The sequence below is a fragment of the Streptomyces scabiei 87.22 genome (assembly GCF_000091305.1).
Lineage (GTDB): Bacteria > Actinomycetota > Actinomycetes > Streptomycetales > Streptomycetaceae > Streptomyces > Streptomyces scabiei.
In genome coordinates this window covers 3,963,000-3,988,531 of the sequence record NC_013929.1, presented here as the reverse complement: position 1 = coordinate 3,988,531, position 25,532 = coordinate 3,963,000, and the positions used below count along the sequence as shown (strand labels likewise).

At 70.8% G+C, this 25,532-nt stretch carries 24 protein-coding genes; 15 read left to right on the top strand and 9 right to left on the bottom strand.

What is annotated here, in order from left to right; translation table 11 throughout:
- Positions 1-539: 539 nt before the first annotated feature.
- Positions 540-710 (top strand): hypothetical protein, encoded by a 171-nt coding sequence (locus tag SCAB_RS47320; protein WP_013001278.1) that lies wholly within the window; start codon positions 540-542, stop codon positions 708-710.
- A gap of 758 nt (positions 711-1,468) precedes the next feature.
- On the opposite strand, the gene SCAB_RS16760 is transcribed toward SCAB_RS47320, so the two are convergent.
- Both SCAB_RS16760 and SCAB_RS16755 read right to left on the bottom strand, forming a co-directional pair.
- Positions 1,469-2,260 (bottom strand): hypothetical protein, encoded by a 792-nt coding sequence (locus SCAB_RS16760; RefSeq protein ID WP_013001277.1) that lies wholly within the window; start codon positions 2,258-2,260, stop codon positions 1,469-1,471.
- A gap of 84 nt (positions 2,261-2,344) precedes the next feature.
- Positions 2,345-3,730 carry an FG-GAP and VCBS repeat-containing protein gene (locus tag SCAB_RS16755; RefSeq protein ID WP_231885051.1) on the bottom strand — a complete coding sequence of 462 codons (1,386 nt, stop codon included), beginning with the start codon at positions 3,728-3,730 and terminating at the stop codon, positions 2,345-2,347.
- A gap of 387 nt (positions 3,731-4,117) precedes the next feature.
- On the opposite strand from SCAB_RS16755, the gene SCAB_RS16750 reads away from it, so the two are divergent.
- The 4 genes from SCAB_RS16750 (at position 4,118) to SCAB_RS16735 (ending at position 6,677) form a co-directional block, all read left to right on the top strand.
- Positions 4,118-4,849, top strand: coding sequence for a DsbA family protein (locus SCAB_RS16750; protein ID WP_013001275.1), 732 nt, complete (start codon positions 4,118-4,120; stop codon positions 4,847-4,849).
- A 329-nt stretch (positions 4,850-5,178) separates the two neighbouring features.
- Positions 5,179-5,685 (top strand): TM2 domain-containing protein, encoded by a 507-nt coding sequence (locus SCAB_RS16745; RefSeq protein ID WP_013001274.1) that lies wholly within the window; start codon positions 5,179-5,181, stop codon positions 5,683-5,685.
- Entirely contained in the window at positions 5,678-6,076 is a 399-nt protein-coding gene (locus tag SCAB_RS16740) for a DUF2752 domain-containing protein (RefSeq protein ID WP_013001273.1), read from the top strand. The genes SCAB_RS16745 and SCAB_RS16740 overlap by 8 nt, the downstream gene beginning before the upstream one ends.
- A 337-nt stretch (positions 6,077-6,413) precedes the next feature.
- Complete coding sequence (locus SCAB_RS16735) at positions 6,414-6,677, top strand: TM2 domain-containing protein (RefSeq protein ID WP_013001272.1); 264 nt, start codon at positions 6,414-6,416, stop codon at positions 6,675-6,677.
- 180 nt (positions 6,678-6,857) lie between these two features.
- On the opposite strand, the gene SCAB_RS16730 is transcribed toward SCAB_RS16735, so the two are convergent.
- From SCAB_RS16730 to SCAB_RS16710, 5 genes are all read right to left on the bottom strand, one after another.
- Positions 6,858-7,619 carry a succinate dehydrogenase iron-sulfur subunit gene (locus SCAB_RS16730; RefSeq protein ID WP_013001271.1) on the bottom strand — a complete coding sequence of 254 codons (762 nt, stop codon included), beginning with the start codon at positions 7,617-7,619 and terminating at the stop codon, positions 6,858-6,860.
- Complete coding sequence (sdhA, locus tag SCAB_RS16725; RefSeq protein WP_013001270.1) at positions 7,619-9,376, bottom strand: succinate dehydrogenase flavoprotein subunit; 1,758 nt, start codon at positions 9,374-9,376, stop codon at positions 7,619-7,621. Before sdhA ends, SCAB_RS16730 begins: the two co-directional genes overlap by 1 nt.
- 23 nt (positions 9,377-9,399) lie before the next feature.
- Entirely contained in the window at positions 9,400-9,891 is a 492-nt protein-coding gene (locus tag SCAB_RS16720; RefSeq protein ID WP_013001269.1) for a succinate dehydrogenase hydrophobic membrane anchor subunit, read from the bottom strand.
- Between the two features lie 5 nt (positions 9,892-9,896).
- Positions 9,897-10,277 carry a succinate dehydrogenase, cytochrome b556 subunit gene (gene sdhC / locus SCAB_RS16715; protein WP_078531457.1) on the bottom strand — a complete coding sequence of 127 codons (381 nt, stop codon included), beginning with the start codon at positions 10,275-10,277 and terminating at the stop codon, positions 9,897-9,899.
- A gap of 281 nt (positions 10,278-10,558) precedes the next feature.
- Positions 10,559-11,215, bottom strand: a complete 657-nt coding sequence (locus tag SCAB_RS16710; protein ID WP_013001268.1) for a 2-oxo-4-hydroxy-4-carboxy-5-ureidoimidazoline decarboxylase — start codon at positions 11,213-11,215, stop codon at positions 10,559-10,561.
- Positions 11,216-11,503: 288 nt separating this feature from the next.
- Between SCAB_RS16710 and SCAB_RS16705 the strand changes: the two genes are divergently transcribed.
- The 9 genes from SCAB_RS16705 (at position 11,504) to SCAB_RS16665 (ending at position 20,175) form a co-directional block, all read left to right on the top strand.
- Positions 11,504-13,096: a beta-N-acetylhexosaminidase gene (locus tag SCAB_RS16705; RefSeq protein ID WP_013001267.1), complete on the top strand. Its 1,593-nt coding sequence runs from the start codon at positions 11,504-11,506 to the stop codon at positions 13,094-13,096.
- 441 nt (positions 13,097-13,537) lie between these two features.
- Entirely contained in the window at positions 13,538-14,254 is a 717-nt protein-coding gene (locus SCAB_RS16700) for a DUF4328 domain-containing protein (RefSeq protein ID WP_013001266.1), read from the top strand.
- Positions 14,255-14,309: 55 nt separating this feature from the next.
- Positions 14,310-14,855: a hypothetical protein gene (locus SCAB_RS16695; protein ID WP_041669296.1), complete on the top strand. Its 546-nt coding sequence runs from the start codon at positions 14,310-14,312 to the stop codon at positions 14,853-14,855.
- Between the two features lie 85 nt (positions 14,856-14,940).
- Entirely contained in the window at positions 14,941-15,567 is a 627-nt protein-coding gene (locus tag SCAB_RS16690; protein WP_041669294.1) for a hypothetical protein, read from the top strand.
- 120 nt (positions 15,568-15,687) lie between these two features.
- Entirely contained in the window at positions 15,688-16,152 is a 465-nt protein-coding gene (locus SCAB_RS16685) for a hypothetical protein (protein ID WP_013001263.1), read from the top strand.
- Between the two features lie 245 nt (positions 16,153-16,397).
- Positions 16,398-16,988, top strand: coding sequence for an RNA polymerase sigma factor (locus SCAB_RS16680; protein ID WP_037727235.1), 591 nt, complete (start codon positions 16,398-16,400; stop codon positions 16,986-16,988).
- Positions 16,985-17,875, top strand: coding sequence for a hypothetical protein (locus tag SCAB_RS43765; protein ID WP_013001261.1), 891 nt, complete (start codon positions 16,985-16,987; stop codon positions 17,873-17,875). The genes SCAB_RS16680 and SCAB_RS43765 overlap by 4 nt, the downstream gene beginning before the upstream one ends.
- A gap of 327 nt (positions 17,876-18,202) precedes the next feature.
- Complete coding sequence (locus tag SCAB_RS16670; RefSeq protein ID WP_013001260.1) at positions 18,203-18,889, top strand: RNA polymerase sigma factor; 687 nt, start codon at positions 18,203-18,205, stop codon at positions 18,887-18,889.
- Complete coding sequence (locus tag SCAB_RS16665) at positions 18,889-20,175, top strand: hypothetical protein (protein WP_231885046.1); 1,287 nt, start codon at positions 18,889-18,891, stop codon at positions 20,173-20,175. Before SCAB_RS16670 ends, SCAB_RS16665 begins: the two co-directional genes overlap by 1 nt.
- Before the next feature lie 284 nt (positions 20,176-20,459).
- On the opposite strand, the gene SCAB_RS16660 is transcribed toward SCAB_RS16665, so the two are convergent.
- Positions 20,460-21,395 (bottom strand): L,D-transpeptidase family protein, encoded by a 936-nt coding sequence (locus SCAB_RS16660; RefSeq protein WP_013001258.1) that lies wholly within the window; start codon positions 21,393-21,395, stop codon positions 20,460-20,462.
- A 214-nt stretch (positions 21,396-21,609) separates the two neighbouring features.
- Between SCAB_RS16660 and SCAB_RS16655 the strand changes: the two genes are divergently transcribed.
- The gene (locus SCAB_RS16655) at positions 21,610-23,190 is read left to right on the top strand and encodes an acyl-CoA mutase large subunit family protein (RefSeq protein WP_013001257.1); all 1,581 of its coding nucleotides are present in this window, start codon (positions 21,610-21,612) and stop codon (positions 23,188-23,190) included.
- Between the two features lie 17 nt (positions 23,191-23,207).
- Here SCAB_RS16655 and SCAB_RS43760 read toward each other — a convergent pair whose 3' ends face one another.
- A complete protein-coding gene (locus SCAB_RS43760) occupies positions 23,208-25,526 on the bottom strand; it encodes a COR domain-containing protein (RefSeq protein ID WP_049875725.1) in 2,319 nt (772 codons plus the stop codon).
- Positions 25,527-25,532: the final 6 nt, after the last annotated feature.

Sequence of the window (25,532 nt, the reverse complement as noted above, 5' to 3'; positions counted from 1 at the left end):
TGAGGGGTCAAGATCCTTGAGGCAGTAGTGACGGCAACAATCACGAACAATCCCGGCCGAACCCGCACCTCAGCGGACCGCCGAATATGTCTTGACCTGCGAAAACGCAGGTAGAGAGAGGTTGCGCAGCACACGTGCTATGTGCTGGCGGGCGAGGCGCCGGTACTGGTTCACAACAGTGGAAGGTGTATTCCGGCCCTCCGGGGTTGGAGCAGCCAACGCTTCCAGTTCGGGAATCAGGACTTCCTTCTGGACAAGAAGGGAATGGAGCACATCCTCACTCGTCATCATCCGAAAATATGGGATGGTTCGGTAAAGGGCTCAGCAGTCTTTCTTCGGCCCCAAGTTGAGGGTTGCTGATGTTCAGGGCGTAATCGGGCAGGTCATGCGCCAGAACAGGGTCTTGCTCGTTCAGTGAGGAAGTAGGGGTATGTATCAGATTCAGGGAAACGTCAACGGAGTTGACTATGTTCTCGGCATGAATAAAGGCCGAGTCGGTCAATTCTGCCCTGTTACTCCCTGACATGAGGGATCGCGGCGTGATCGAGATCGAGACGTACCTGAGGGATTCGGGCGGAAAGTTCGTGCAGGTCGATTCCTGCACCGCCCGCCCAGTTGATGCCGACTACGTCGAGGGTGCGGTGCGAATCGCCATCCACGGAGTTGAGATCATCGGGATCAGTGAATGGGACTACGTTGACCAGTTGTAGGCATACGTGGCCAGCATGGTCCCGCAACTCTCGGCCGCAGGGTATGCGTCGACTTATTTCCCGGATCAGCCGATTGAGCTCTCTTTCCGGCAGCAAGGTTCTCGTTTCGGCGAAATCGGGGAACGGCGCGAAGAGGGTGAGCGTTTCAACGTCTGATTTTGTGGCGGCGCTGAGGGGTGCGGGAGCGGCGTTCTTCGGCAAGATTTCGGAGCTTCTGCCGGAGAACGCGGACTCCTACTTGGATTCTCGTCGCGCATTGTTGTCGTGAATTGACTCGACGCTGAGAGGCCCCGCCCAGACCCGACTCTGGGCGGGGCCTCTCGCCCTCTTGACGGCAGTAGCTGACGGCAACGTCAGCGGACAAGCGCGTTGCAGGACGGCGTGGACGCGGACCTGTCGGTGCGCCAGGCGCGGCGGGCGCCGCGTAGCGGGCCCAGGGTGGCCGAGTAGCGAGGGACTTGGCGGACTGCGAGCTGAGCGGCTTTCGAGCGCCGACGGCTGCGGCTGAGCGTTCTGGACAGCAGCCCATCTCTGCCGCAAAGAAAGGGGGGCGGGACCGTCGCTCGACGCCGAAAGCTGGCGGGCGCTGGGGCTGTTGTGGGCCAGCGCCGAAGAATGGGGCAGTGCCCCTTCGTCTGCGGGCGACGTGGGCGCTGTCCAGGCGAAGCGGCGAGCGGGCCGCCCGTCGTGGAGAACGGGCGGCCCCCTTGGGAGCTACAGCTGTGGATCAGGGAGGAGGTCTGCGCTCGGTTCCTCCCTCAGGCCCCGCAACCCCCCACCCGTCGGCTGCTCACCGCGATGTCGTCCATCCGCATCTCGAAGGCCGACGGGGACGGGTTCCCCTGGTACAGCTGCCAGCCCAGCTTCAGTTTGTCGAAGGTGGGGAAGGTGAAGTCGTCCGGTGTGCCGCCGTGGTTCTTCGTGGAGACGGTCAGGTCGGGCTGGGGCACGCCGTTCAGGTAGACCGTGACGCGGTTGTCCGTGGCGTCCAGGTGGAACTCCGCGCACTGCCACTTGCCGGCCACCGCCGGCGCCGAGGTCTTCCAGTTGGTCCAGTCGCCCGTCGGGCCCAGGTCGGAGCCCACGCCCCAGAAGTTGCCCTTGTCCGTGGGGGCGTACTGGCCGCCGAGGGGGCGGACCACGGTGGGGGAGTCGGTGCCGGAGGCCTCCGCGAGGGTCCAGTGCGCCCAGTCGGGGGCCGTGGGGAACTCGGTCACCCGCAGCCGCATCCGGGCCCAGAGGCTGTTGCCGGGCGGGGCGAGGTCGGGCAGCACCATGAAGGCGCGTCCGTTGCCCTCGGTGCGCAGGCGCAGCTCCCGGCCGTGGCCGCGCGTGCCGGGGACGACGGTCAGTGTGCCGTCGGAAGCGTCGGTGGTCCAGCCCTGGCCCTTGGTCACCGGGCCGAGCGGGAGGCGGTCGAAGTTCTCCCGGACGAGCGTGCCGCCGTACGGGGCGTCGTGGACGGGCGTCGCCGAGGCTGTGGGGGGTATCGCGATCACGATCGCGGCCGCGGCCGACAGGGCGGCCGCGGCTTTCCTCAGGATGGTCATGGGGTCAGTGTGTGATCAACCGCCCCATCCGTCACAGGAGTTGGATGCGATCCGGCCAAGTGGTCATCGCCCGCGAAGCCGGCGCTACTGCGGGAAGGCCGGCTTCAGGCTCAGCTCCGTCATGCCGTCCGTCGTGATGCCGGACTCGTCCGCCCGGAAGAACAGGGACGTCTCACGGTTCATGCTGCCGACGAGGAGGTCCTTGTCGCCGTCGCCGTCGAGGTCACGCAGGCGAAGGGCGGAGCCGAACTCCTCGTACTCCCTGGGGTCCTTGAGAACTCCCGCCGTCGCCCGGCTGAACCACTCGGAGCCCGTGCCGGACAGCCCCCGCCTGCCGCCGTGCAGGAGGTGGAAGCCGCCCGCGTCCTTCACCGACCCGACCTTCTCGCCGGGGACGCCGACCGCGAGGTCCGGGTAGCCGTCGCGGTTCGTGTCGCCGGCGGAGAGTTCGTACCCGAAGCCGTCGCCTTTCGTCGCGGCCGTGGCGACGCCCGAAGTCGTCTGGGTGATCCGGTACTTGGCGGCCGGGCCGCTCCTGCCGCCGCGCACGACGACCACCGAGCCCGCGCCCTTGTCGTACGACGTGTCGCTGACCGCCAGGTCTCCGTGGCCGTCCTTGTCGAAGTCGGCGATGACGCCGGTCGGGTCGGAGTCCGGCTCCTTGCTGTTGATCACCACCAGATTGCTGCTCCACTTGACCGTCCTGCCACCGCGCAGCAACCAGGCGTCCTGGGTCATCCTGTCCTTGCGGTAGCCCTGGCCGAGGACGTACAGGTCGGTGGCCTTGTCCTTGGTCACCTTTCCCGCGACCAGCCCCGTGGGTTCGAAGGTGCGGGAGTGGTTCGAGCGGGTGTGCCTGGTGACCTTCCCCGTCCTGCCGGCCTGCGTGAAGCCGCCCCTGTACACGGAGACGGTGTCGATGCCGTCGGCGACCGCGAGGTCCGCCCTGCCGTCACCGTCGAAGTCTCCGGTTTCGAGTTCGTTCCCGAAGCCGCGGAGGTACGTGGCCTTGACGGGGAGCCGGGTCGCCTTGGTGCCGAGACCGGACTTGGCGCCCCACATGATGGTGACCGCGCCCGCGCCGGCCTTCCCGCTCACCTTCTCGGAGCGGTCGGCGACGGCCAGGTCGGCGTAGCCGTCACGGTTGAGGTCGGCGGCGGCGAGATCATCGCCGAAGTCGTCGCCGAGGCCGCCCGCGTCACCGGCCTTCCCGGGGACGCCGGCACTGTTCTGTGTGAACGTCCTGCTCCTGTTGCCGGGTCCCGTGGCGGTCCCGTACGTCACGGTGAACTCGCCGTAGCCGGGGACCGCGTAGTCCCGGTATCCGTCGCCGTTGAAGTCGTCGGCGTGCCGGGCGGGGGCGGCACTCGCGGCGCCGGTCGAGAGGGTGAGCAGTCCGCCGGTCAGCGACACGGCCATGGCCGTCGCGAGAACCAGGCGGGTGTTCCTGGACGTCAACATGCGTCTCATGCGGGGTGTGTGTCTCCTGCGATGTGTGTGCGGGCTCGCCCGGGAGAGCCCGCACGGGATGGCTGCCTCACCGGCTGTCGCGAGCATCCGTGGACAGATGCTCGCCCCTGCGCCGGCCGTTCGCGGTCGATCTCGTTCTCGCGCCGAACAGGCTTACGGGAAAGGCGGGTTGAGGGACGTAAGGGTCGCACGGCCCGGGGCTGGGTTTTTCGCCGTGCGAGGGGGGCTTGGTGCGTCGTACAGTACGCGGACATGCCAACGCCGCCGGGGGAATTCCGAGGTGCGGGGCGAATTCTGGAGGGGAACTGCGCGGCTGGGATCCGGGCCCCTCGTCAACGGGGAGGGGCGTTCGCGGTGAGGTACGGGCGGAGAAGACGGACGGCGGTCGTGGTGGCCGTCGCGCTGGGGCTGTTGGTCGCGGGATGCGGGCAGCGCGCCAACCGGGATGAGCCGAGGGTCGCGTACAAGGAACTGCGGGACGTGCCCGAGGCGCTCGACGAGGACGGCACGACGATCCGCGTGGGGGACCCCGAGGCACCGGTCACCGTTCATCTGTACGAGGACCCGCGCTGCCCCTACTGCGAGGAGTTCGAGCAGACCGGAGGCGGTCCGGCCGCGCGTGAACGGACGCTGGGGCGCACGGTCGTGACCGAGTACACCCTCGCCTCCTTCCTGGACGGCAAGCTGGGCGGCAGCGGCTCCGAGAGGGCCGTCAACGCGCTGCGCGCCGCACTGGAGAAGGGCAAGTTCGCCGAGTACCACGCCGTCCTTTACGACAACCAGCCGGAGGAGGCGGTCGACGGCTTCACCGACGCGTATCTGCTGAAGCTCGCCGACGAGGTGGACGGGCTGCGTGGACCGGCCTTCGACTCCGCCGTCAGAACCATGAAGTACCGCGACTTCGTGAGCAGGTCGGAGAAGGCCTACGAGCGGGCCGGTGGCTCCGAGAACCCGGGAGGTCCCGGCACCCCCACGGCCGCCATCAATGGACGGCGGATCGTCGAGATGTACGGCGCGGTCCTGTACGACCGGTCCATGTTCGACCGGTTGCTGAAGACCGTGGAGCAGGACCCCATGGCCTGGGACGACGACAGGTCGATCTCACAGGACATGGGCTGACCCGGACGCACCGGTCCCGATGCGGACCGTCGCCCACGGGAACGGAACCCCGCAGACCGGCTGTCCCCTCCATCAGGGCGACCGTATGCTCGATGGCAACCTCAGCAAGGCGATGCTGCTCGCCGGGGGCACGGGGGTCATGTCCGCGGGATGTGACTCCGCCCACACGCGGGAGCGGGCCGGGGGTCCGGTCGAGGGGACAACTTCTCTCCGGGCCCTTCCCTCCTGCAATATGACGGACAGCCCATAGTCAGCCGTTCAGCCGTTCAGCAATTCAGTCATTGAGCCGCTCCGGCCGCTCAAGCAAACGACACGCAGGAGTCAGTACCGTGACCGAGCAGCCTCAGCAGCCCGCTCAGCCCCCGCAGCCGCCGCAGCCCGGATACGGGTACCCGGGCGCGGCCCCCGGCCAGCCGGGCGCCAACCCCTACGGGGCTCCGCAGGCCGGCGACCCGTACGGGGCTCCGGGCGGTTACCCGCAGCCGGGCGCGGGACAGCCCGGCTACGGCTATCCGCAGCAGGGCGGTTACCCCCAGGGCGGCGGCTACCAGGTGCCTCCCACGCCGGGCGGCGCGTACACCGGCGACCCCAACGCCCCGTACGGCTACGACCCCTACGGGCGCCCGTACTCGGACAAGTCGAAGATCGTCGCCGGCATCCTCTCGCTGTTCCTGGGCTCCTTCGGCGTCGGCCGCTTCTACATCGGTCACGTCGGCCTCGGCCTCGCGCAGCTGTTCACCTGCGGCGGCCTCGGCATCTGGGCGCTGGTCGACGGCATCATCCTGCTCACCGGCAGCAACACCACGGACTCCAACGGACGTGTCCTGCGTGGCTGAGCGCGGCCTCACCGCCCTCCGGCATCCGGCGGCGGCCCCCCTCGCGGTGGCCGCCGCCGGGCTGGCGGGCGCCGCGTATTTGTACGGCACCAACCCGCACGAGCCCGGCCACGTACTGCCCCAGTGCCCGTTCCGCTATGTCACGGGGCTCCTCTGCCCCGCCTGCGGCGGCACCCGCATGGTGTACGACCTGATGCACGGCCGCTTCGAAGCCGCCTGGCACGACAACCGGGTCCTGCTGCTCGCCGCGCCCTTCGCGCTCGCCCTGCTCGGCCGATGGGCCGTCGAGGGCCTGCGCGGCCGCCGCTGGCGCCCCGAACTGAAGCCCCGCACCCAGGCCCTGATCCTGGGTGTCGCGGTGACGTGGACGATCGTCCGCAACGTGCGCTGAGCGGCGCCGGCACGAACGGGCCGAACCGTGTCGCGTTCCCGCTCCGGACTCTCGTAAATCCCTTACGCCCGCTTTATGTTGCCCAGGTGTCGCAAGTTGGCTGGAATCGGATCACGGAATCGGAACGATCGCTGTAATCCCCTCCCGTCCGTCCCTTGCGTCTCACTACGCTGCAACCGCGACAGGGGGGATGACGGGGGACTACGTCGTGCTCATTCGTTGGCCGGTATCTGCCGTGCCCGATTGCTGCCGGTATTTTGCCGCGCCTTCTCTCCTGCGATTCCCCCCGGAGCAATCCGCTTCGGTTGTTTGAGTCAGTACATCCAGGAGTATTTCCATGACCGTCCCCACCCCTGACGCTCCCTTCGGCCACGACCCGCAGGGGCGCCCGTACTCGGACAAGTCGAAGATCGTCGCCGGCGTTCTGCAGCTCTTCCTCGGCACGCTCGGCATCGGCCGCTTCTACGTCGGTTCCGTCGGCGTGGGCGTCGCCCAGCTCCTCACCTGCGGTGGCCTGGGCTTCTGGTCGCTGATCGACGGCATCCTGTTCCTCACGAGCAACGACCGCACCGACGCCCAGGGCCGTGTCCTGCGCGGCTGATCGCGCTGCGGATCACCGCTCGGGTGATCGACCGAAGGGCCTCGTCCGCCCCGGAGCTTCCCTCTGAGCTCCGCGCGGGGACGGGGCCCTCGTGCGTGGGCCGCGCGAACGCCGCCGCCGGACACACGGAGGGCCCGCAGGTGAACCTGCGGGCCCTCCGTCATGTGCCGGGGCGGCGGATCAGAAGCGGCGCGTGATGAGCGCCCGCTTCACCTCCTGGATCGCCTTGGTGACCTCGATACCGCGCGGGCAGGCATCCGTGCAGTTGAACGTCGTACGGCAACGCCACACGCCGTCACGGTCGTTGAGGATCTCCAGCCGCTGCTCACCGGCCTCGTCGCGCGAGTCGAAGATGAAGCGGTGGGCGTTGACGATCGCGGCCGGACCGAAGTACTGGCCGTCGTTCCAGAACACCGGGCACGAGGACGTGCACGCGGCGCAGAGGATGCACTTCGTGGTGTCGTCGAAGCGCTCACGGTCCTCGGCGGTCTGGAAGCGCTCGCGCGTCGGCTCGTTGGTGTCCTTCGTGATCAGGAAGGGCATCACGTCCCGGTACGCCTGGAAGAACGGCTCCATGTCCACGACCAGGTCCTTGAGGACCGTGAGGCCCTTGATGGGCTCGATCGTGATCGGCTTCTCGGGGTTGATGTCCTTGATCAGCGTCTTGCAGGCCAGACGGTTCTTGCCGTTGATCCGCATGGCGTCCGACCCGCAGATGCCGTGGGCGCAGGAACGACGGAAGGTGAGGGTGCCGTCCTCGTCCCACTTGATCTTGTGCAGACCGTCGAGGACGCGCTCCTTGGGGTCGATCTCCAGGACGAAGTCCTGCCAGCTCGCCTCGGCCGCGACCTCGGGGTTGAACCGGCGCACGCGGAACGTGACCGTGATGTAGGGGGAGGCGGCGGACTCCGCCTCGACCTTGTCCAGAACAGGGGTAGCCATCAGTACTTACGCTCCATCGGCTGGTAGCGGGTCTGGACGACCGGCTTGTAGTCGAGGCGGACGGTCTCGGAGCCGTCGTCGCCGACCTCGCGGTACGCCATGGTGTGACGCATGAAGTTGACGTCGTCGCGGTTGGGGTAGTCCTCGCGGTAGTGACCGCCGCGGGACTCCTTCCGGGCGAGCGCCGACACGGCCATGACCTCGGCCAGGTCGAGCAGGTTGCCCAGCTCGATGGCCTCCAGGAGGTCGGTGTTGAACCGGCGGCCCTTGTCCTGGATCGCCACGTTCTTGTACCGCGCCCGCAGCTCGGCGATCTTCTCGACCGCCGTCTTGATCGTCTGCTCGGTGCGGAACACCATGACGTTGGCGTCCATGGTCTCCTGCAGCTCGCGCCGCAGCTCCGCCACACGCTCGTTGCCGGTGGCCGAACGCAGGCGCTCGATCTGCTCGACGACGAGCGACTCCGGGTTCTCGGGCAGCTCGACGAAGTCGGCCGTCCGGGAGGCGTAGTCGGCGGCGGCGATGCCCGCCCGCTTGCCGAACACGTTGATGTCCAGCAGCGAGTTGGTGCCGAGACGGTTGGCGCCGTGCACGGAGACGCAGGCGACCTCACCGGCGGCGTACAGGCCCGGGACGACGGTGGTGTTGTCGATCAGGACCTCACCCTCGACGTTCGTCGGGATGCCGCCCATGGCGTAGTGCGCGGTCGGCTGGATCGGGATCGGGTCCGTGTAGGGCTCGATGCCGAGGTAGGTCCGCGCGAACTCGGTGATGTCCGGGAGCTTGGCGTCCAGCTGCTCCGGCGGGAGGTGCGTGAGGTCGAGGTAGACGTGGTCGCCCTCGGGACCGCAGCCGCGGCCCTCGCGGATCTCCGTGTAGATGGAGCGGGAGACGACGTCACGGGACGCGAGGTCCTTCATGACGGGCGCGTACTTCTCCATGAAGCGCTCGCCGTCCTTGTTGCGGAGGATGCCGCCCTCACCGCGGGCGCCCTCCGTCAGCAGGATGCCCATGCGCCAGATGCCGGTCGGGTGGAACTGGAAGAACTCCATGTCCTCCAGCGGCAGACCCCGGCGGTACACGGCCGCCTGGCCGTCACCGGTGAGGGTGTGCGCGTTGGACGTCACCTTGAAGAACTTGCCGCAGCCGCCGGACGCGTAGATCACGGACTTCGCCTGGAAGACGTGGATCTCGCCGGTCGCCAGCTCGTAGGCCACGACACCGGCGGACTTCTTGACGCCGTCGACCTCGGTGATCAGCTGGTCCAGGACGTAGAACTCGTTGAAGAACTCCACGCCGTGCTTCACGCAGTTCTGGTACAGCGTCTGGAGGATCATGTGACCGGTGCGGTCGGCCGCGTAGCAGGAGCGGCGGACCGGGGCCTCGCCGTGGTTCCGGCTGTGACCGCCGAAGCGGCGCTGGTCGATCGTGCCGTTCGGGGTCCGGTTGAACGGCAGGCCCATCTTCTCCAGGTCGAGGACGGAGTCGATGGCCTCCTTCGCCAGGATCTCGGCGGCGTCCTGGTCGACCAGGTAGTCACCGCCCTTGACCGTGTCGAAGGTGTGCCACTCCCAGTTGTCCTCCTCCACGTTGGCGAGCGCGGCGGCCATGCCGCCCTGCGCGGCGCCCGTGTGGGAGCGGGTGGGGTACAGCTTGGTCAGCACGGCGGTACGGCTGCGCTGCGTCGACTCGATCGCCGCGCGCATTCCGGCGCCGCCGGCGCCGACGATGACGGTGTCGTACTTGTGGATCTTCATGATCGGTTACCTCAGCCCCGTGCCTAGCGGATGTTCGGGTCGAAGGTGAAGATCACCAGCGTGCCCAGCAGGATGGTGAACACCGTGGCGGTGTAGAGCAGGCCCTTCAGCCACAGGCGGGTGTTCGGGCGCTCCGCGTAGTCGTTGATGACCGTGCGCAGGCCGTTCGCGCCGTGCAGCATCGCGAGCCACAGCATCAGCAGGTCCCAGGTCTGCCAGAACGGGGACGCCCAGCGGCCCGCGACGAACGCGAAGCCGATCTTGGAGACGCCGCCGTCGAGGACGAGCTGGATGATCAGGTGGCCGATGACCAGGACGACCAGGACGACGCCGGACAGCCGCATGAAGAGCCAGGCGGCCATCTCGAAGTTGCCGCGGGTCGACTTCGGGGTCTTCTTGGTGCGCTTGCGGGGCGGCTCGATGAAGGGGGCCGGGTTGTCGGGGCTGTAGCCCGACAGCTCCCCGGCGCCCTCGACGGGGCCGATGCCGGATGCGGTGGTTTCAGTGGCGGACATCTGTCTCAGCTCCCGAAGACTTCACGGACGGCGTGGCCGAGAACGGGGTACAGGGCCCCGATCATCAGCACCAGCCAGATGCCGACGACGGACCACAGCATCGTCTTCTGGTGACGGGGGCCGTTCGACCAGAAGTCGACGGCGATGACCCGAAGACCGTTGAGCGCGTGGAAGAGGATGGCGGCGACGAGGCCGTACTCCAGCAGCGCGACGATCGGCGTCTTGTACGTGGCCACGACCTTGTCGTAGGCGTCGGGGGAGACACGGACGAGAGCGGTGTCCAGCACGTGTACGAACAGGAAGAAGAAGATGAGGACGCCGGTGACTCGATGAGCCACCCAGGACCACATTCCTTCCCGGCCGCGGTACAGCGTTCCAGCCGGCACGGAAGAACCCTCCGGGAGCGGGGATTGGGGCCGGCCGGCTTGCTTGTCGGTCTGACCCGGCCGGGTACGGTCCACCGGCCCCGGCCATGGTAGCGATGCCGTTGCGCTGGGATTGAGCCGGGAGGGTTGGTGTGATCAAACTGGCATACAAAGGTGCACGTAAGGGTGAGTAGGGGGCGGCATCCGGGGTGGGGGTGTCCGGGTGGTGCCGGGTGCGGGGTCGGTGGGGGCTTGTCGCGCAGTTCCCCGCGCCCCTGGAAGACGCACGGTTCCTCGCGCCCCTAGGGGGCCCTCGGCGCTTCGAGAGGGGTTCTTCGGGTGGTCACGTGGGTGGTGAGGCGTTCCCGTGCCAGGCGGCGCAGTTCCTCGGCGACCACTACCCGTTCCTCCTCCGGGTCGTTGGTCAGGCGGGAGCGGATGCCCTCCAGCGTGCGGTCGAGGAGTTCGTCCGGGCGGGCGGCGGCCTGGGAGATCACGAAGACATGGCCGAAGCGGGCCTCGTAGGCGGCGTGGGCGGCGTTCAGGGCGGTGTGGGCCACGCCGTAGGTGTCGTCGGGGAGGACCGGGAGGGTCTCGCCGGCCAGCGCCTCGGCCAGGTCGGCCGCCGTGAGGTCGTACGCCGCCTCGTCCGACGCGGCGAGCAGGGCGTCCAGGTCGGGGTAGGGGCGGTGGTCGGTGAGGCGGCGGGCCCAGCGGAGGCTGCGCAGGCAGGCGAGGAGGGCCTGGCGGACCGTGTCGGCGGGGGTGTGGTTGAACCACTCCAGGTCCGACGGGTCGGGCGTGCGGACCTGCTGCGGGAGGGCGACCTGGCCGGGGAGGTGGGGGAGACGGTGCGGAGGCAGCGTGGTTCCTCGGCGGTGCGTAGGGGCCGACGGGGCGGATGGGTCGGGTTGGGCAGGCTGTGCGAAAGGTGCCACCACGTTACCGAGGCGGGTCATGGGCTGTCCGTTCGATGCCCGAATTTCACCCGAACGGGAGAGTTTCGGAACCTGTGGTGGACGGATGGGGCGGTGGAACGTCGTAGGTTCGAGAGCAGGGCTCGCGAGAGAGCCGGGAAGTCGGACACGGCCGGGAGAGGGCCGGACGAGGAGCGGGGGACCGTGCGGGCGAGAGGTGCGTGAGATGTCGTGGATGCTGACCGGAACCGGGATCGGGACCGGGGGCGCGTCGTGAACCGAGGCCGGCGCAGGGCACCCCGCAGGAAGACGGCGATCACGTCGAAAGGGTTGCTCCTGGCCACGGGGGCCGTCCTGGCGGGCGGCGCGGTCGCGGTGGCCGTCACCGTGTGGCCGGGCGACGCGGCACGCACCCCCGGCGGCTCCGAGCCGTCGCGGGCAGGGTCGTCGGTGAACGCCGAGAAGGCCCCGGCCGCCTCCCCGTCGCCCTCGCGCTCCTACGCGCTGTCCCAGAAGCCGCGGACCATCCCCGCCGTACGGCAGCACGAGGCGGCCCGCGGCCCCGGCTGGAAGCCCGCCGCGGGCGGCCGGGTCGTCGTCCGGAACGCCGCGCTGGCCGACGAGGGGCGACTGACCGCCGGGGAGCTGGGGCTCTCCTACGCGGGGGAGGCACGGCCCCGGGACGGGGACGTGGAGCTGGCGCTGACCGGGGCGGACCGGCCGAGGTCGGAGGCGTACACGCTGACCGTGAAGAACCGGCGGGTACGTGTCGCCGCGCCCGCCGAGGCGGGCGTCTTCTACGGGACGCGCACCCTGAAGCAGGAGGTCCGCGGCGGCGGCACGGCACCGGAGGGCGTCGTCCGGGACGAGCCGGCCAAGCCGCAGCGCGGGTTCATGCTCGACATCGCGCGCAAGCACTTCACGGCGGGCTGGATCGAGGACCGCGTCCGTGAGCTGGGCGACCTGAAGTACAACCAGCTCGGGCTGCACTTCTCCGACGACCAGGGCTTCCGGATCGAGTCCACGAGCCACCCCGAGGTGGTGTCCCGGCAGCACCTCAGCAAGGCCCAGGTACGGAAGATCCTCGACCTCGCGGCGAGCCGGCACATCCAGGTCGTCCCCGAGATCGACTCCCCCGGTCACCTGGGGGCCGTGATCGCGGCCAATCCGTCGCTGCAGCTCAGGAACGCCCAGGGCGTGGCCGCGACCGGGGCCGTCGACATCGCGAACCCGAGGTCGGCCGTGGTGGTGGACGAGCTGCTGGACGAGTACGCCGGTCTGTTCAAGGGCGCGTACTGGCATCTCGGCGGGGACGAGTACCGGGCGCTGATGGCGTCGAACCCCGAGGCGTCCTACCCGCAGCTGGCCGCCGCCGCACGCCAGAAGTACGGTCCCGGCGCGACCGTCGCCGACCTCGCGACCGGCTGGCTCAACGACCGCGCCAAGCTGATGCGCGGCCACGGCCGGACCGTGCGGGCCTGGAACGACGGGTTCTTCCGGGGCGGCTCGGTCCAGGCGGACAAGTCGATCCAGGTCGCGTACTGGACGGGCAAGGAGATCGGGGCGCGCCCGCCCGTGGAGTACCTCAGTGCCGGGCGGCAGGTGATCAACTACAACGACGAGTACCTGTACTACGTCCTCGGCGAGCCCAACCAGTTCTTCTACCCGACCGGGCAGCGCATCTACGAGTCCTGGACGCCACGGGTGCTGCGCGGCACGACCGCCGTGCCGGCCCGGTACGACGCCCAGATCCTCGGCGGCTCGTTCGCGGTCTGGTGCGACCTCGCGAACAGGCAGACCGAGGCACAGGTCGCTGCGGGCGTGCGGATGCCGCTGCGGGCGCTGTCGCAGAAGCTGTGGGATCCGGGGAAGCCCGCGCTGAGCTGGGCGCAGTTCCGGGAGCTGGCGGGGAAGGTGAGCTGAGGCGGGCGGCGCGCCGGGGCCGTCGTGGGCGGCCCCGGCGCCGAGGGCGGTGGTCGGCGGGCTCGGGAGGCCGGTGGGCCGCCGAGGAACGCGTCGGGTAGAACCCGGTGGACGGGCGAGGCCGGTGAAACGTATGTTCCGCGTGTTCTGATCGCCGAGCGTGAGGGCCTGGGGAGGGCCGCGGTCGGCGCGTTTCGATCACACGGGGGCTTCACGATGAACTGCGCGCGCTGCGGGAACCAGGCGGCGGCACCCGGCGGAGAGCTGTGCCGGCCGTGCGAGGCGGCGGGTCCGTCCCGGGTCGCCGATTTGCGTAAGGCGGCTGATCCCCTGGGGACGGCTGATTCGCTCGGGACGGCCGATCCGCTGGGGACGGCCGATCCGCTGGGGACGGCCGATCCGCTGGGGACGGCCGATCCGCTAGGGACGGCTCCGTCGCCGGTGCACCCGGTCGCCCCGTACGCCGAGCCGCCCCTCCAGTCGCCCCACGGTCCCGCCTGGCTGCGGTCGCCGGTGGGCCTCGGGCGGACGGTGGCGATCCTGCTCGGGGCGGTCGCCGTCGCGGATGTGGTCGCGGTGTGGGCCGACCTCGCGCTCCTCGACGTGTCGGACCGGCTGGCCGGCGAGGACTGGAGCGCGGCCCTGGAGCACGACTCGGACCGGGCGGACGGGCTCGTCGCGCTCGCGGGCGTCCTCCAGACCGTCACCTACGTCGCCACGATCGTCGTCTTCCTCGTCTGGTTCCACCGGGTGCGGGTCAACGCCGAGGTGTTCGACCCCTTCGGGCACCGGAAGAAGCGGGGCTGGGCGATCGGCGGCTGGTTCGTGCCGGTGGCGAACCTGTGGTTCCCGCGCCGGATCGCGATCGACTGCTGGGACGCGAGCAGCCCGTGGGAGAAGCCGCGGTCCCACGCGCTCGTCAATACCTGGTGGACGCTGTGGCTGCTGAGCCTGTTCGCGGGAGAGGCCGGGGACAGGGCGTACCTCAGGGCCGAGGAGATCGAGGAGTACCGGCTGGCCGCCCGGCAGATGGTGTTCGCGGACTCCCTGGAGATCGTGGCGGCCGTGTTCGCCGCCCTCTTCGTCCTCGCGCTCACACGGATGCAGGACGACCGGGCGCGCCGCGGTCCGCGCGAACCGGAACCCGTCGCCGACTGAGCGGATTGCCCGATTCCGGGGGCGAACTGCCGTACATGTGTGGTCTATTCCCGGTATGGGGTACTGGGGGTACTACGTCGTGGGCAGGAGCGTTCGGCCCCTCGCCGAGCTGGACACGCTGGGCCGGGCCAAGGGGCTGACGCCGTGTGCGACGGCGGCCGGCGACTGGCAGGTGTGGGCGTACCCGACGGGCGCGCCCGGCGCCGCGACCGAGGGCGGGACCGCGAGCGCCGGTGACGTCGGGAACATGAACGCGCTGGCCCGGGAGACGGGGGCGCCCGCGCTGTTCGGCTACGTCATGGACAGCGACTGTGTGGTAGTCGAGGCCGCCGGGCCGGAGAGCGGGGCGTGGACCACGTGTCTCGCGCGGCGGGCCATGGCCGCGTATCTGGGCGACGCCGAGGGGCTCACCGTCGAGGACTACTTCCTCGAACCGGGTGACGCCGCCGAGCGTGCCGTCGCCTGGGCCGCGGAGGCCGGGCGGGCCGTCGACGCGCGAGCGCTGGCCGAGGTGTTGGCCTCAGAGCCTGGACCGGCGGACCCCTTGGCTGAAAACATTCTGTTCCGGTTGCTCGACCGGCTCGGGGTCGTCCCTCTGTGACACTCCCGCGCCGTCGCACGCAGTAAGGGGAAGTGCGAGCTCCGTATCACCGGAGTGTGGTCGAGCGGGATACAGGGGAGGCGTGATGAGCCTGGTGGAGCTGTTGGCCCAGGCCGACGAACGCGGTCTGGCGGCAAGCGGACTGGCTTGTCTTGACCGTTGCGTACCGCTTCTCGGGGGCGACGACGAAGTCCTGCGTCCGCTCTGGGCGGAGCTGGTGGACGGCGGCGAGGGGTGGGGGGCGAAGCTGGCGAAGGCACGGGGCGAACTCGCCCTGTCCGATGCCGATGCTGGTGGTGCCGGTGCCGGTGCCGGTGCCGGTGCCGATGTCGGCGCTGGTGCGCGTACCGCCGCCTCGGACGAGGAGGCGGTACTGCTGGCCCGTCGGATGCTCGACGCGGTTCCGGACGAGCGGTCCGGCGACGCGCTGCGTGCGTGGGCGGACATCTGCTCCGTCTCCGCGCTGAGGATCCATCAGCTGCTCGACCCGCTGGACGCCGGGGGCGACGACTCGGTGGCGGACTGCCGTGCGGGCCGTACCGAGGGGGCCTCCCATCTCGTCGCCGCCGAGCTGCGCCGACAGGCCGTCGTGCTCGAACTCCTCGCCCAGCACGGGGCGGCGGGGATGCGGCAGGCGCTGGGCGCGGCCACCGAGGGGCGGCGGGTGCTGCGGGCGGTCGTGTCACGGCGCGCGCGGGGGGCGCGGCGGTAAACCTCGGCTCCCTGGCGGGTCCTGTGGGTGTCCTGGGGGCGGGTGTGGCGGTCCTGCGCCGGTGTCGCGCACACGCCGAAATCGCGAAACGTCTCGTGCGGAGCGGGCGCTTTCCCGAGTGTGAGCGCACAGCAGACATTCAGTTCGGGCGGTGCCCCCGGCGTACCGGGGAGCCTCGGCACGCGGGCCGGCCACGACGGCCGGCCCGCGAACGCGGCGAAGCCCCTCCGGTGGGCGGCCGACGCGGTGGCGATGATGCGGGAAGGGGCGCGGGTGCGTCTCGACTACTCGACACAGAGTCTGTGGCGGGTGGACCGGATGATCGAGGAGATACGACGGGAGGGCGCGCCCTACGCCGCCGTGGAGCGGGTGTTGCGGGGGTTCGGGGCGTACGGCGGTGAGGTCGTGGTGCGGTGGGCCGGCGGCGAGTGGGTCCAGTCGGGCGGGGAGTTCTGGGTACGGACCCGGGACGGCCGCTACTGGGACCCGCTGGACGAGGCCCGGCGCTGTTTCGCCGGTGAGGGGTCGCTGCGGTTGCTGTGCCGCGACGCGATGTCGACCGGCGACGCGATGCCGACCGGCTGACGTGGGAAGGTTCGCCGCCGCGGGTGAGCGGGGCCTCGCGCGTGTCCCTCCGCGCCCCCGGACGGGTGCCGCGTGCCGCCGGAGGGTGCCCTGTGGCGGCGGTTGACGGTGTGACACTTCCGCCGAGCGCGACGCAGATGACCATGGGGGCTTGGCGGCGGCCGGGACGGTCCCCGCAACGCCATCCCGGCACCGACGCGGCACTGGCTCGGACAGCCTGCGGCCAGGGAGGGGAACCTCGGCGCGTGCAGGCGTACGACGGGGAACTCGGCGCAGCCGTCGCGCGGGCCCAGGCCGGGGACGAGGCCGCGTTCGCGGTGGCGTACCGGCTCGTGCATCCCGGGCTGCTGGGGTACCTGCGCGGGATCGTCGGCGACGACGCGGAGGACGTGGCCTCGGACGCCTGGCTGGAGATCGCGCGGGACCTCGGGCGGTTCAAGGGGGACGGCGCGGGCTTCCGGGGCTGGAGCGCGACCATCGCCCGGCACCGGGCCCTGGACCATCTGCGGCGCCAGAAGGTGCGCCCCCGGGCGACCGCCCTGGACAACGACCTGCTGGAACTGCCGGGCACGCACAGCACCCAGGACCAGGCCCTGGAGACCCTCTCCACCGAACAGGCGCTCGCCCTCGTCGCCCGGCTGCCGCGCGATCAGGCCGAGGCCGTACTGCTGCGTGTCGTCGTCGGCCTCGACGGCCCCGCCGCCGCCCGTGTCCTGGGCAAACGCCCCGGCGCGGTCCGTACGGCCACCCACCGGGGGCTGAAGCGCCTCGCCCAGCTGCTCCGGGCCGAGGGTGTGACGGATGACGGCTCCCGGACGCTGGGGGAGTCGAGATGACCGACAGCGACGAGGGCCCCGGCGGCGAGGACACCGACCACCGCGGCCTCCCGCACGCCGACAGGGAAGGGCACGAGATGCCGTCGCGGAGGGCGGATCCGACCGGCGCACGACGCACGGGCGAGGCAGGTGAGGGCGGAGGCGGCGAGCCCCCGGCCGACGGCTGCCGGGGCGTGAGCGACGCCGTCGGCGACGGCGACCCCGCCTCCGGCACCGCCGGCCCGGGGTCCCCCGGTACTGGTCCCACCCCCTTCGTCGACTCCCTCCTCGCCGCCGCCGTGCGCGGTGGTGCGGGGCCCGGCAGCGCGGGGGAGGCGCGGGCGGTGGCGGCCTTTCGGGCGATGTGGGAGAGAGGGGCGCGTACCGCTCGCACCCGGCGGCGCGACGACTGGCGGCCGAACGCGCGGCGTCGCCTGCAGCGCTCGATCCGCACCACCCTGGCCGCACTGCTGGCCACGCTCGCCCTCGGCGGGGTCGCCGTCGCGGCGATCGGCTCGGCCGCACGTGACGACGAGGGCGCGGGGCGCGAGCCCATGGTCGACCACGGCGGGGACCGGCGGCCCCGTTCGACGGACAACGCCCCCGCCCGTCCCGGTCCCGCCACGGCCGACCACCCCGACCGGGACCGGGGACCCACCGCGTCCCGGCAGCGCGACGGCGTCGACCCGTCGCACACCGGTGGCAAGGGCAACGACAAGGGCAAGGGCAACGGCAACGGCACGAGCGAGGGGGATGCGCGCAGGCCGTCCTCGCGTCCCGGCGCGGCGGGGGTGCCGGACGCGCCAGGTCCGCCGGACGGGGTACGGAAGCCGCCCGGCGCGGAACGCGGCCCGGCGGGTACGGGACGGAAGCCGCGCGGCGAGGTGCGGGCCCCGGAAACGAAGTGAGGCCGGCGTGCTCGCAAGACCCCCGTACTCGCAAGACACCCGGCCGACTCCGCCGATGGCAACGGCCGGGGCCGCCACCCCCCACAGGAGAGGCCCCGACCGTCGCGCGGCACGGGCCGCGCGGCGACCCGTACTACCTACAGCGCCGCCCCCGCGTTTTCTGTCACACCTCTCCGCATCACGAGTCAGTTGCATGTTCTACGGACATGGACGGTCAGCGGTTTCAGGCCGTAACGTGCCTTTCGCGCCGGATCGTGGATGGCGGAAGACCACCGCAACCACAGCGGTCCCGAGACCGCGACCATCGATCGAGGAAGGGGCGCGTGGGTGCTGGGGGACGACGCGGAGCTGACCGCCGCGGTGCTTGCGGCACAGGACGGGGACGAGACCGCGTTCCGGACTGTGTACCGCTCGGTGCACCCGCGGCTGCTCGGGTACGTGCGGACGCTGGTCGGCGACCCGGACGCGGAGGACGTCACCTCCGAGTCCTGGCTGCAGATAGCCCGTGACCTGGAGAGGTTCAGCGGAGACGCCGACCGGTTCCGCGGCTGGGCCGCGCGGATCGCCCGCAACCGGGCCCTCGACCACATACGCATGCGGGGCCGCAGGCCCGCGATAGGCGGCGACGAGGCCGAGCTGACCGCCAAGCCCGCCGAGTCCGACACGGCCGGCGAGGCGATGGAGGCCCTGGCGACCGGTCGTACGCTCTCGCTGATCGCCCAGCTGCCCCAGGACCAGGCGGAGGCGGTGGTCCTGCGCGTGGTGGTCGGCCTCGACGCGAAGACCGCCGCGGAGACCCTGGGCAAGCGCGCGGGCGCCGTACGGACGGCCGCGCACCGGGGGCTGAAACGGCTCGCCGAACTGATCGGGGAGAATCCGGAGACGGCTTCGGAGACCGACCCGGAATCCGGTGACCCGCTGGACGCCGTGCCCCGACCGAGAGCCGCGCGTGTGCGCGCGGCCACGTCCGCCGGTGTGACGCATACGCGTTCGCGGACGCAGAAGGATGTGTGATGGCCGACGAGCAGTACAGGTGGCTGAACCGCGACGCCGCGGAGCGGCTGCTGAGCGGGGAGCCGCTCGAAGCCGTCGACCCCTACGTCCGTGCTCGTGCCGACCGGCTCGCCGAGGCGCTCGGAGCCCTGGCCGCCGAGGCCGCGCCCGAGCCCGCGCGGGATCCCGAACTCCCGGGCGAGGAAGCCGCGTTGGCCGCCTTCCGGACCGTCCGGACCGCCCGTTCCGGCTCGGCGGCCCACTCCGGTGACGGCGGCGGGGCCGCGGAGCACGGTCGTGGCAGCCGCCCGCACACCACCGCCTCACCCGCGGCCGACGCGGGGCTCGTCCACCTCGGCCGCCCCCTGCGGACGCCTGCCGGACCCGGCGGCCGTCGGGGCCGCTGGGGCCGCCCCGTGCGGTTCGGGCTGGTCGCGGCGGTGGCGGCGGGGATGCTCGGCGGGGTCACGGTGGTGGCCGGCGGCGCGCTGAGCGGCTTCCACGTCGAGGAACCGGAACCCTCCGCCACCGTCTCCGCCGGCGGTTCGCCCGACCGGGGGCCGATGACACCGTCGCCGAACACCGGCAAGGGCGACGACAGGCGCGGGGCGTGGGGCGGGGCGACGCCCGACCCGTCCCCGGACGCCACTTCGAAGGGCGGCGCCCCCTCCGGCGACGGAACCGGCGGCACCGACGAGGACAAGGGGTCCGGTGCCGGCGGGCAGGGCGACGATTCCACCCGGCAGTGGCGGAAGAACCTGCTCTCCGCGTGCCGAGACGTCCGCGACGGCAAGGAGCTGGACGCCGACCGCCGGCGCGGTCTGGAGGACGCGGCGGGCGCCAGGGGCAAGGGGCAGCTGAAGCGGTACTGCGAAGGCGTCCTGGCCGGCGGCACGGGCAACCCCGGGTCCGGCAAGGCGAAGCGGTGGGGCGGCACGGGGGCGGGCGGGGGCACCGGGACCGGCACGTCGGACGGCGGGGGCGGGACGGGTGGCGGTGACAAGGCCGCGCGGACCGGCAACGGCTCCGACGATGACGACGACTCGCACCACGGCAAGGGCAACGGCCACCGTCACGGGAACGGCAACGGCAAGGGCCGGCACGGGAACGGGAACGGCAAGGGTGGCGGCAACAAGGGCCACCAGGGCGGCAAGGGAAACAAGGGCGGCAAGGGAAACAAGGGCGGCAACGGCGGCAAGGGCGGCGGCGGCGGTGGCAGCCACCGCGGTCAGTTCGCGGCGGTGACCCCGATCGGCTTCGCAGTGGCCCCCGCCCTCACCCGGGCGACCCGCACACACCCTTCCTGACCTGCGGTTTCATATCCGCCACGAATTCTTTCGCGGAACGGGTAACACTTTTGGCCGCCCCGGCGCAGTAATGAGTGAGCCGACTGGTCATCGGCCGTCGCACAGAGCCGGGGTTCCCCCCGTACCTACGGCTCGTGCACCTCGGCGCGGGCGGGACACGTTCCCCCGGTCCCGCCCGCGCCTCATTACCCCCGTGATTCCCCGTGTTCCCCCGTACTTCTCCTGACGCGTGGGACACCCTCCCGCTATGCGTCCTGTGACGCACGTCACTCCAGTGGCTGCCGTCACCAGTACACGACGACCTTGTCGCCGTTTCTGACCTGCGCGAACAGCTGAGCGATCGCCGCCTTGTCCCGGACGTTGACGCAGCCGTGCGAGGCCCCGTAGTAGCCGCGGGCCGCGAAGTCGGCGGAGTAGTGGACCGCCTGGCCGCCGCTGAAGAACATCGCGTAGGGCATCGGGGTGTCGTACAGGGTCGACCAGTGGTCACGGGACTTGAAGTAGACGTGGAAGAGGCCCTCGCGGGTCGGTGTGTACGCCGAGCCGAAGCGGACCTCGACCGTCGTCAGGGTCCGGCCGTCCACCATCCAGCGCAACGTGCGGCTCGTCTTGCTGATGCACAGCGCCCGCCCGGTCAGACAGCGCGGGTCGGGCGACGCGGCCGGCTGTCCGCCGTACGCGTACAGGTCCCACTTGCCGGGCTCCCGGGTCATGCTCAGCAGCCGGGCCCAGGTGACGCTGTCCGTCTTTCCGGTCCGGGGCAGTCCGCGCTTGCCCTGGAAACCGCTGACGGCCTGGACGGTCAGGTCGTCGTACGTCCCCGTGGGCCCGGTGAAGAGCCACGCGATCTGCCGCAGCCGTGCCTGCAACTCCCGTACGTCCAGTCCCTCGTCGCCCTGGGCCCAGAGCACCGTGGGGGCGACGGTCGGGGTGGGGGAGGGGGACGCCCTCGGCGGCGGGGTCTGTCCCCGTCCCCCCTTGTCGTCGGTGCCACCGTCGGCGTCACGGTCACCGCCGCCGTCCCCGTCGACCGTGCCGCCGCCCGCGGTGGCCGTCTCGCCGGAGCCCTGCCTCGGGGTGCCGCTCGGTGTGCCCGTCACGTCGACGCGTACGGGCCCGCGCTGGTCGCCGTGCACCTCGATCCCCGTGGCCGTGCAGGCGCCGGCCAGGGCGAGTGCCGCGAGCGCGGCCATCGATCTCCGCATGTCCTTGGTACGCATCGAGGCCCCCGTCGTCTCATGATCGGCCGCGTCCGGTCACTCTCCCGGACAGGTTTCCCGGACGTGACCCGCCGCGAACAAAAGGGCATGGTGGTGAGCAAGGTCCCAGCCGGGCGCACTCCACCGCGTGCTGACGCGCCGCTGTGCCCGCCGGGGATCAGCCCAGGCGAGTAACGGGCGAGGGTCCGAACCGGCGACAAGACGGAGGCACACCATGGCGCGCGAGTCGGAGTCCGGACTGCCCATCGAGCCGGTGTACGGGCCCGAGGCGCTGCGGGACTGGGATCCGGCGGACCGTCTCGGTGAACCGGGCGGCTACCCCTTCACGCGGGGCGTGTACCCGTCGATGTACACCGGCCGTCCCTGGACCATGCGCCAGTACGCCGGTTTCGGCACGGCCGTGGAGTCCAACGCCCGCTACCGGCAGCTGATCGCCCACGGCACCACGGGCCTGTCGGTCGCCTTCGACCTGCCCACCCAGATGGGCCACGACTCCGACGCCCCGATCGCGCACGGCGAGGTCGGCAAGGTCGGCGTGGCGATCGACTCGGTCGAGGACATGCGGGTGCTGTTCGACGGCATTCCGCTGGACGAGGTCTCGACGTCGATGACGATCAACGCGCCCGCCGCCCTGTTGCTGCTGATGTACCAGCTGGTCGGCGAGGAGCAGGGGGTCCCGGCCGAGCGGCTCACGGGCACGATCCAGAACGACGTGCTGAAGGAGTACATCGCGCGCGGGACGTACATCTTCCCGCCCGGGCCCTCCCTGCGGCTGATCGCGGACACCTTCCGGTACTGCAGGGCCGAGATCCCGCAGTGGAACACCATCTCGATCTCCGGCTACCACATGGCCGAGGCGGGCGCCTCCCCCGTGCAGGAGATCGCGTTCACCCTGGCCGACGCCGTCGCGTACGTGCGCACGGCGGTCGCGGCGGGGATGGACGTCGACGACTTCGCCCCCCGCCTCTCGTTCTTCTTCGTCGCCCGCACGACGATCCTGGAGGAGGTCGCCAAATTCCGTGCGGCGCGCAGGATCTGGGCCCGGGTGATGCGCGAGGAGTTCGGCGCGCGGAACCCGAAGTCGCTGATGCTCCGCTTCCACACCCAGACGGCCGGGGTGCAGCTGACCGCCCAGCAGCCCGAGGTGAACCTCGTCCGGGTGGCCGTCCAGGGCCTCGCGGCCGTGCTGGGCGGCACCCAGTCCCTGCACACCAACTCCTTCGACGAGGCCATCGCCCTGCCGACCGACAAGAGCGCGCGCCTCGCGCTGCGGACGCAGCAGGTGCTGGCCCACGAGACGGACGTGACGGCGACGGTGGACCCCTTCGCCGGCTCGTACGTCATGGAGCGGATGACCGACGACGTGGAGGCGGCCGCCGTCGAGCTGATGCGGAAGGTCGAGGAGCTGGGCGGCGCGGTCGCCGCCATCGAGCAGGGCTTCCAGAAGGGCGAGATCGAACGCTCCGCCTACCGGATCGCCCAGGAGACCGACTCCGGCGAACGGGTCGTGGTCGGCGTCAACCGGTTCCGGCTCGACGCGGAGGAGCCCTACGAGCCGCTGCGGGTGGACCCGGTCATCGAGGTCCAGCAGGCGGAGCGGCTGGCGAGGCTGCGTGCCGAGCGGGACCGCGCGGCCGTCGACGCCGCGCTCGCCGCCCTGAAGAAGGCCGCCGAGGGAGAGGACAACGTCCTCTACCCGATGCGGGCGGCCCTCAAGGCCCGCGCCACCGTGGGCGAGGTGTGCGACGCGCTGCGGGAGGTCTGGGGCACCCACGTCCCCGGTGACGCGTTCTGACTTTCCTGCGCCCGGCCTCACGTCCCCTGGGGCAGGGTGCGAGTGCCGCCCGTCTGGGAGGGCAGCGCTTGCGGTTCGGGACCGGCGCCCACGGCGTGTGCGCCCTGCCGATAGAACCCTGCATGCTCCTGGCACAGCCAATAGGTCGGCCCTTCCGGAGTGGTGACCTTGTTCAGGCCCGCCCAACGTTCCTCCGGGTCGAGCCGCTTGAGCAGGGCGTACATCTGCCGATACTCGGCGTGGTCCTTCGCCACGAACATGGAGCGTGACTCCCGGTCGTCGAGTTGCCTGCGTGCTTCCGGGGGAAGGCCGTCAAGCAGCGCTTTCATCAGCTCCAGGTCGTCCTTCATCACCTTGCTCAGGTCCTCGGACGCTGCACCGAGAGCCGCGCCGAAGACGGGCACGACGTACTTGAGCACCTTGAGCGTCTGATGCACGTATGGCAGCACGACGTTCGTGAACTCCGAGTTCGCGGGCACCTCGTACGGCTCGGCGCCGTCCAGCAGGTGGAACTTGCCGGGTGCTTCGCAGCACAGGTGCAGTTGGAAGACCTCACCGGGCCGCAGCCGGTGCCCGGCCTCGCGGCGTGAGACGCGCCGTACCCAGACCACACTCGGGCAGATCGACTCCTGCTGGCTCTGCTCGCGGCGCCGCAGTTCCAGAAAGCCCCGCTGCTGTTCGGCCACCATGGCGGACAACTCGGCCCGGGCCTGCTCGATCCCGCCACGTACCTCCTCGTGCCGCCGTTGCCCGATGATCTCCAGCCGGTCGAGCTTCTCCATGACCTGGCGGGTCATCTGCTCGGATCGGGCGTGAGCCGGACGCTCAATGCCCTGGAGCAGGTCGGATACCTTCATGTCCTCCAAGTGCTCGGGGCACTCGATGCTTTCCAGCGGAGGGTTGCGGGCGACCCGGGCCCGCAGCTGCTCGTGCCGGAACTCATGCCGGCATGCACTGCCGTCCGGGTTGCGGTGCGGGCAGGGTACGAAACGGGTGACGTCGAGGCCGGGGTAGCGCTGCAGAGTCTGTTCGAACCCGTCCTTGATCACGGCGAAGAAGTCGTGCGGATACGAACCACGCACGCGCAGCTCGGCCGTCTTCGCGTGCCGGTCCACCGTCACCAGTGCGGCGTGCACTCCGTCGGGGTGCTTCACCAGGGCGCCGGAACGCCAGCGAACGGAGGTGGAGAAGCGGTGTTCGCGGGCGATGAACCAGGTGGGGATCCCCGGGGGAACCGTGTGCAGCCGATACTTGAGGCGTAGTTCACGCTGGGCGAGCCGCTCCGGGGAGTTCCACTCGTCCTGGTACGGGGGCGGGTTCCACGGCAGCAGTTCCACGACGAGGCTCGCGGTCTGGTCCTCGGTGCGGTACGAGAGGTCGAAGTTCTCCATCATGCGGCTGAGGTGACGCCGCATAGACCGCTCGACGTCCCTCCAGAGCGTGGCCCAGAGGGAGCGGTGGAACAGACCTCCCTCGTTGAGGACCTCCTCGGAGTCCAGCACCCGGCTGATGTAGGTCGTCAGCCACTGGGGGCGCAGGACGACGAGGTCGCACAACTCCTCGTCGTCCGGGTAGTAGAGGAGGTCGCCGAGGCTGTGCAGCGCTGCAATGAGTGAGGTCTGGTGCGAGGGCTCGCGTACACCGGCCGTCGCGAGCAGCTCGTTCAGTTTCTCCGGCGTGATGTGCTTGTCCTCGGCCGCCCGTACAGTGTCCGCGGCCCGAAGCCAGGCGCGGGGCCAGGTCACGCCCATCAGGGGCAGCCGGGCCACTTGCTGCTGGATGACCTCCCGCACCTGGTCGACACCGACTCCGCTCGCGCTGTCCGCGCTGAGGCTCTCGACGATCAGCCCCGGATAGGTCTCCTGAAGCTCGTCGAGAGGCAGGTCTGGGGGCCGCGGACCGAGGTGCGTGGCGACCAGCACCACGGGGGCCTGCGGTGCTCTCGCCTTGATCATGTCGAGCCAGTAGTGCAGCTTGCTGCCTTCCCAGCCGATCTGCGCGTCCCATAGCAGCAGGAAGAGTGAACGGTCGGTCAGGAAGAACTGGTGGGTGGCGTGATAGATCTCCTGGCCGCCGAAGTCCCAGGTGCTGAGCCGCATGGTGACGTCCTCCCCGGACGGGGGACGCGGGTGCGGCATGTCCAGGGTGCCGACGGTGAGGCCGTGGGTGCTGTCCTCATTGGGGTTGTGGGATTCGCAGCGGAGAGCCCGGAGGAGGGAGGTCTTTCCCACACGGCCTTCGCCGACCACGACGACCTTGGACGACCACTGGCGGACGGGGTCGCTCTGGGCTTCGGCGAGGAAGGCGACGGTGGCTTCGGTGCCGGCGGCAACCACCTCGGG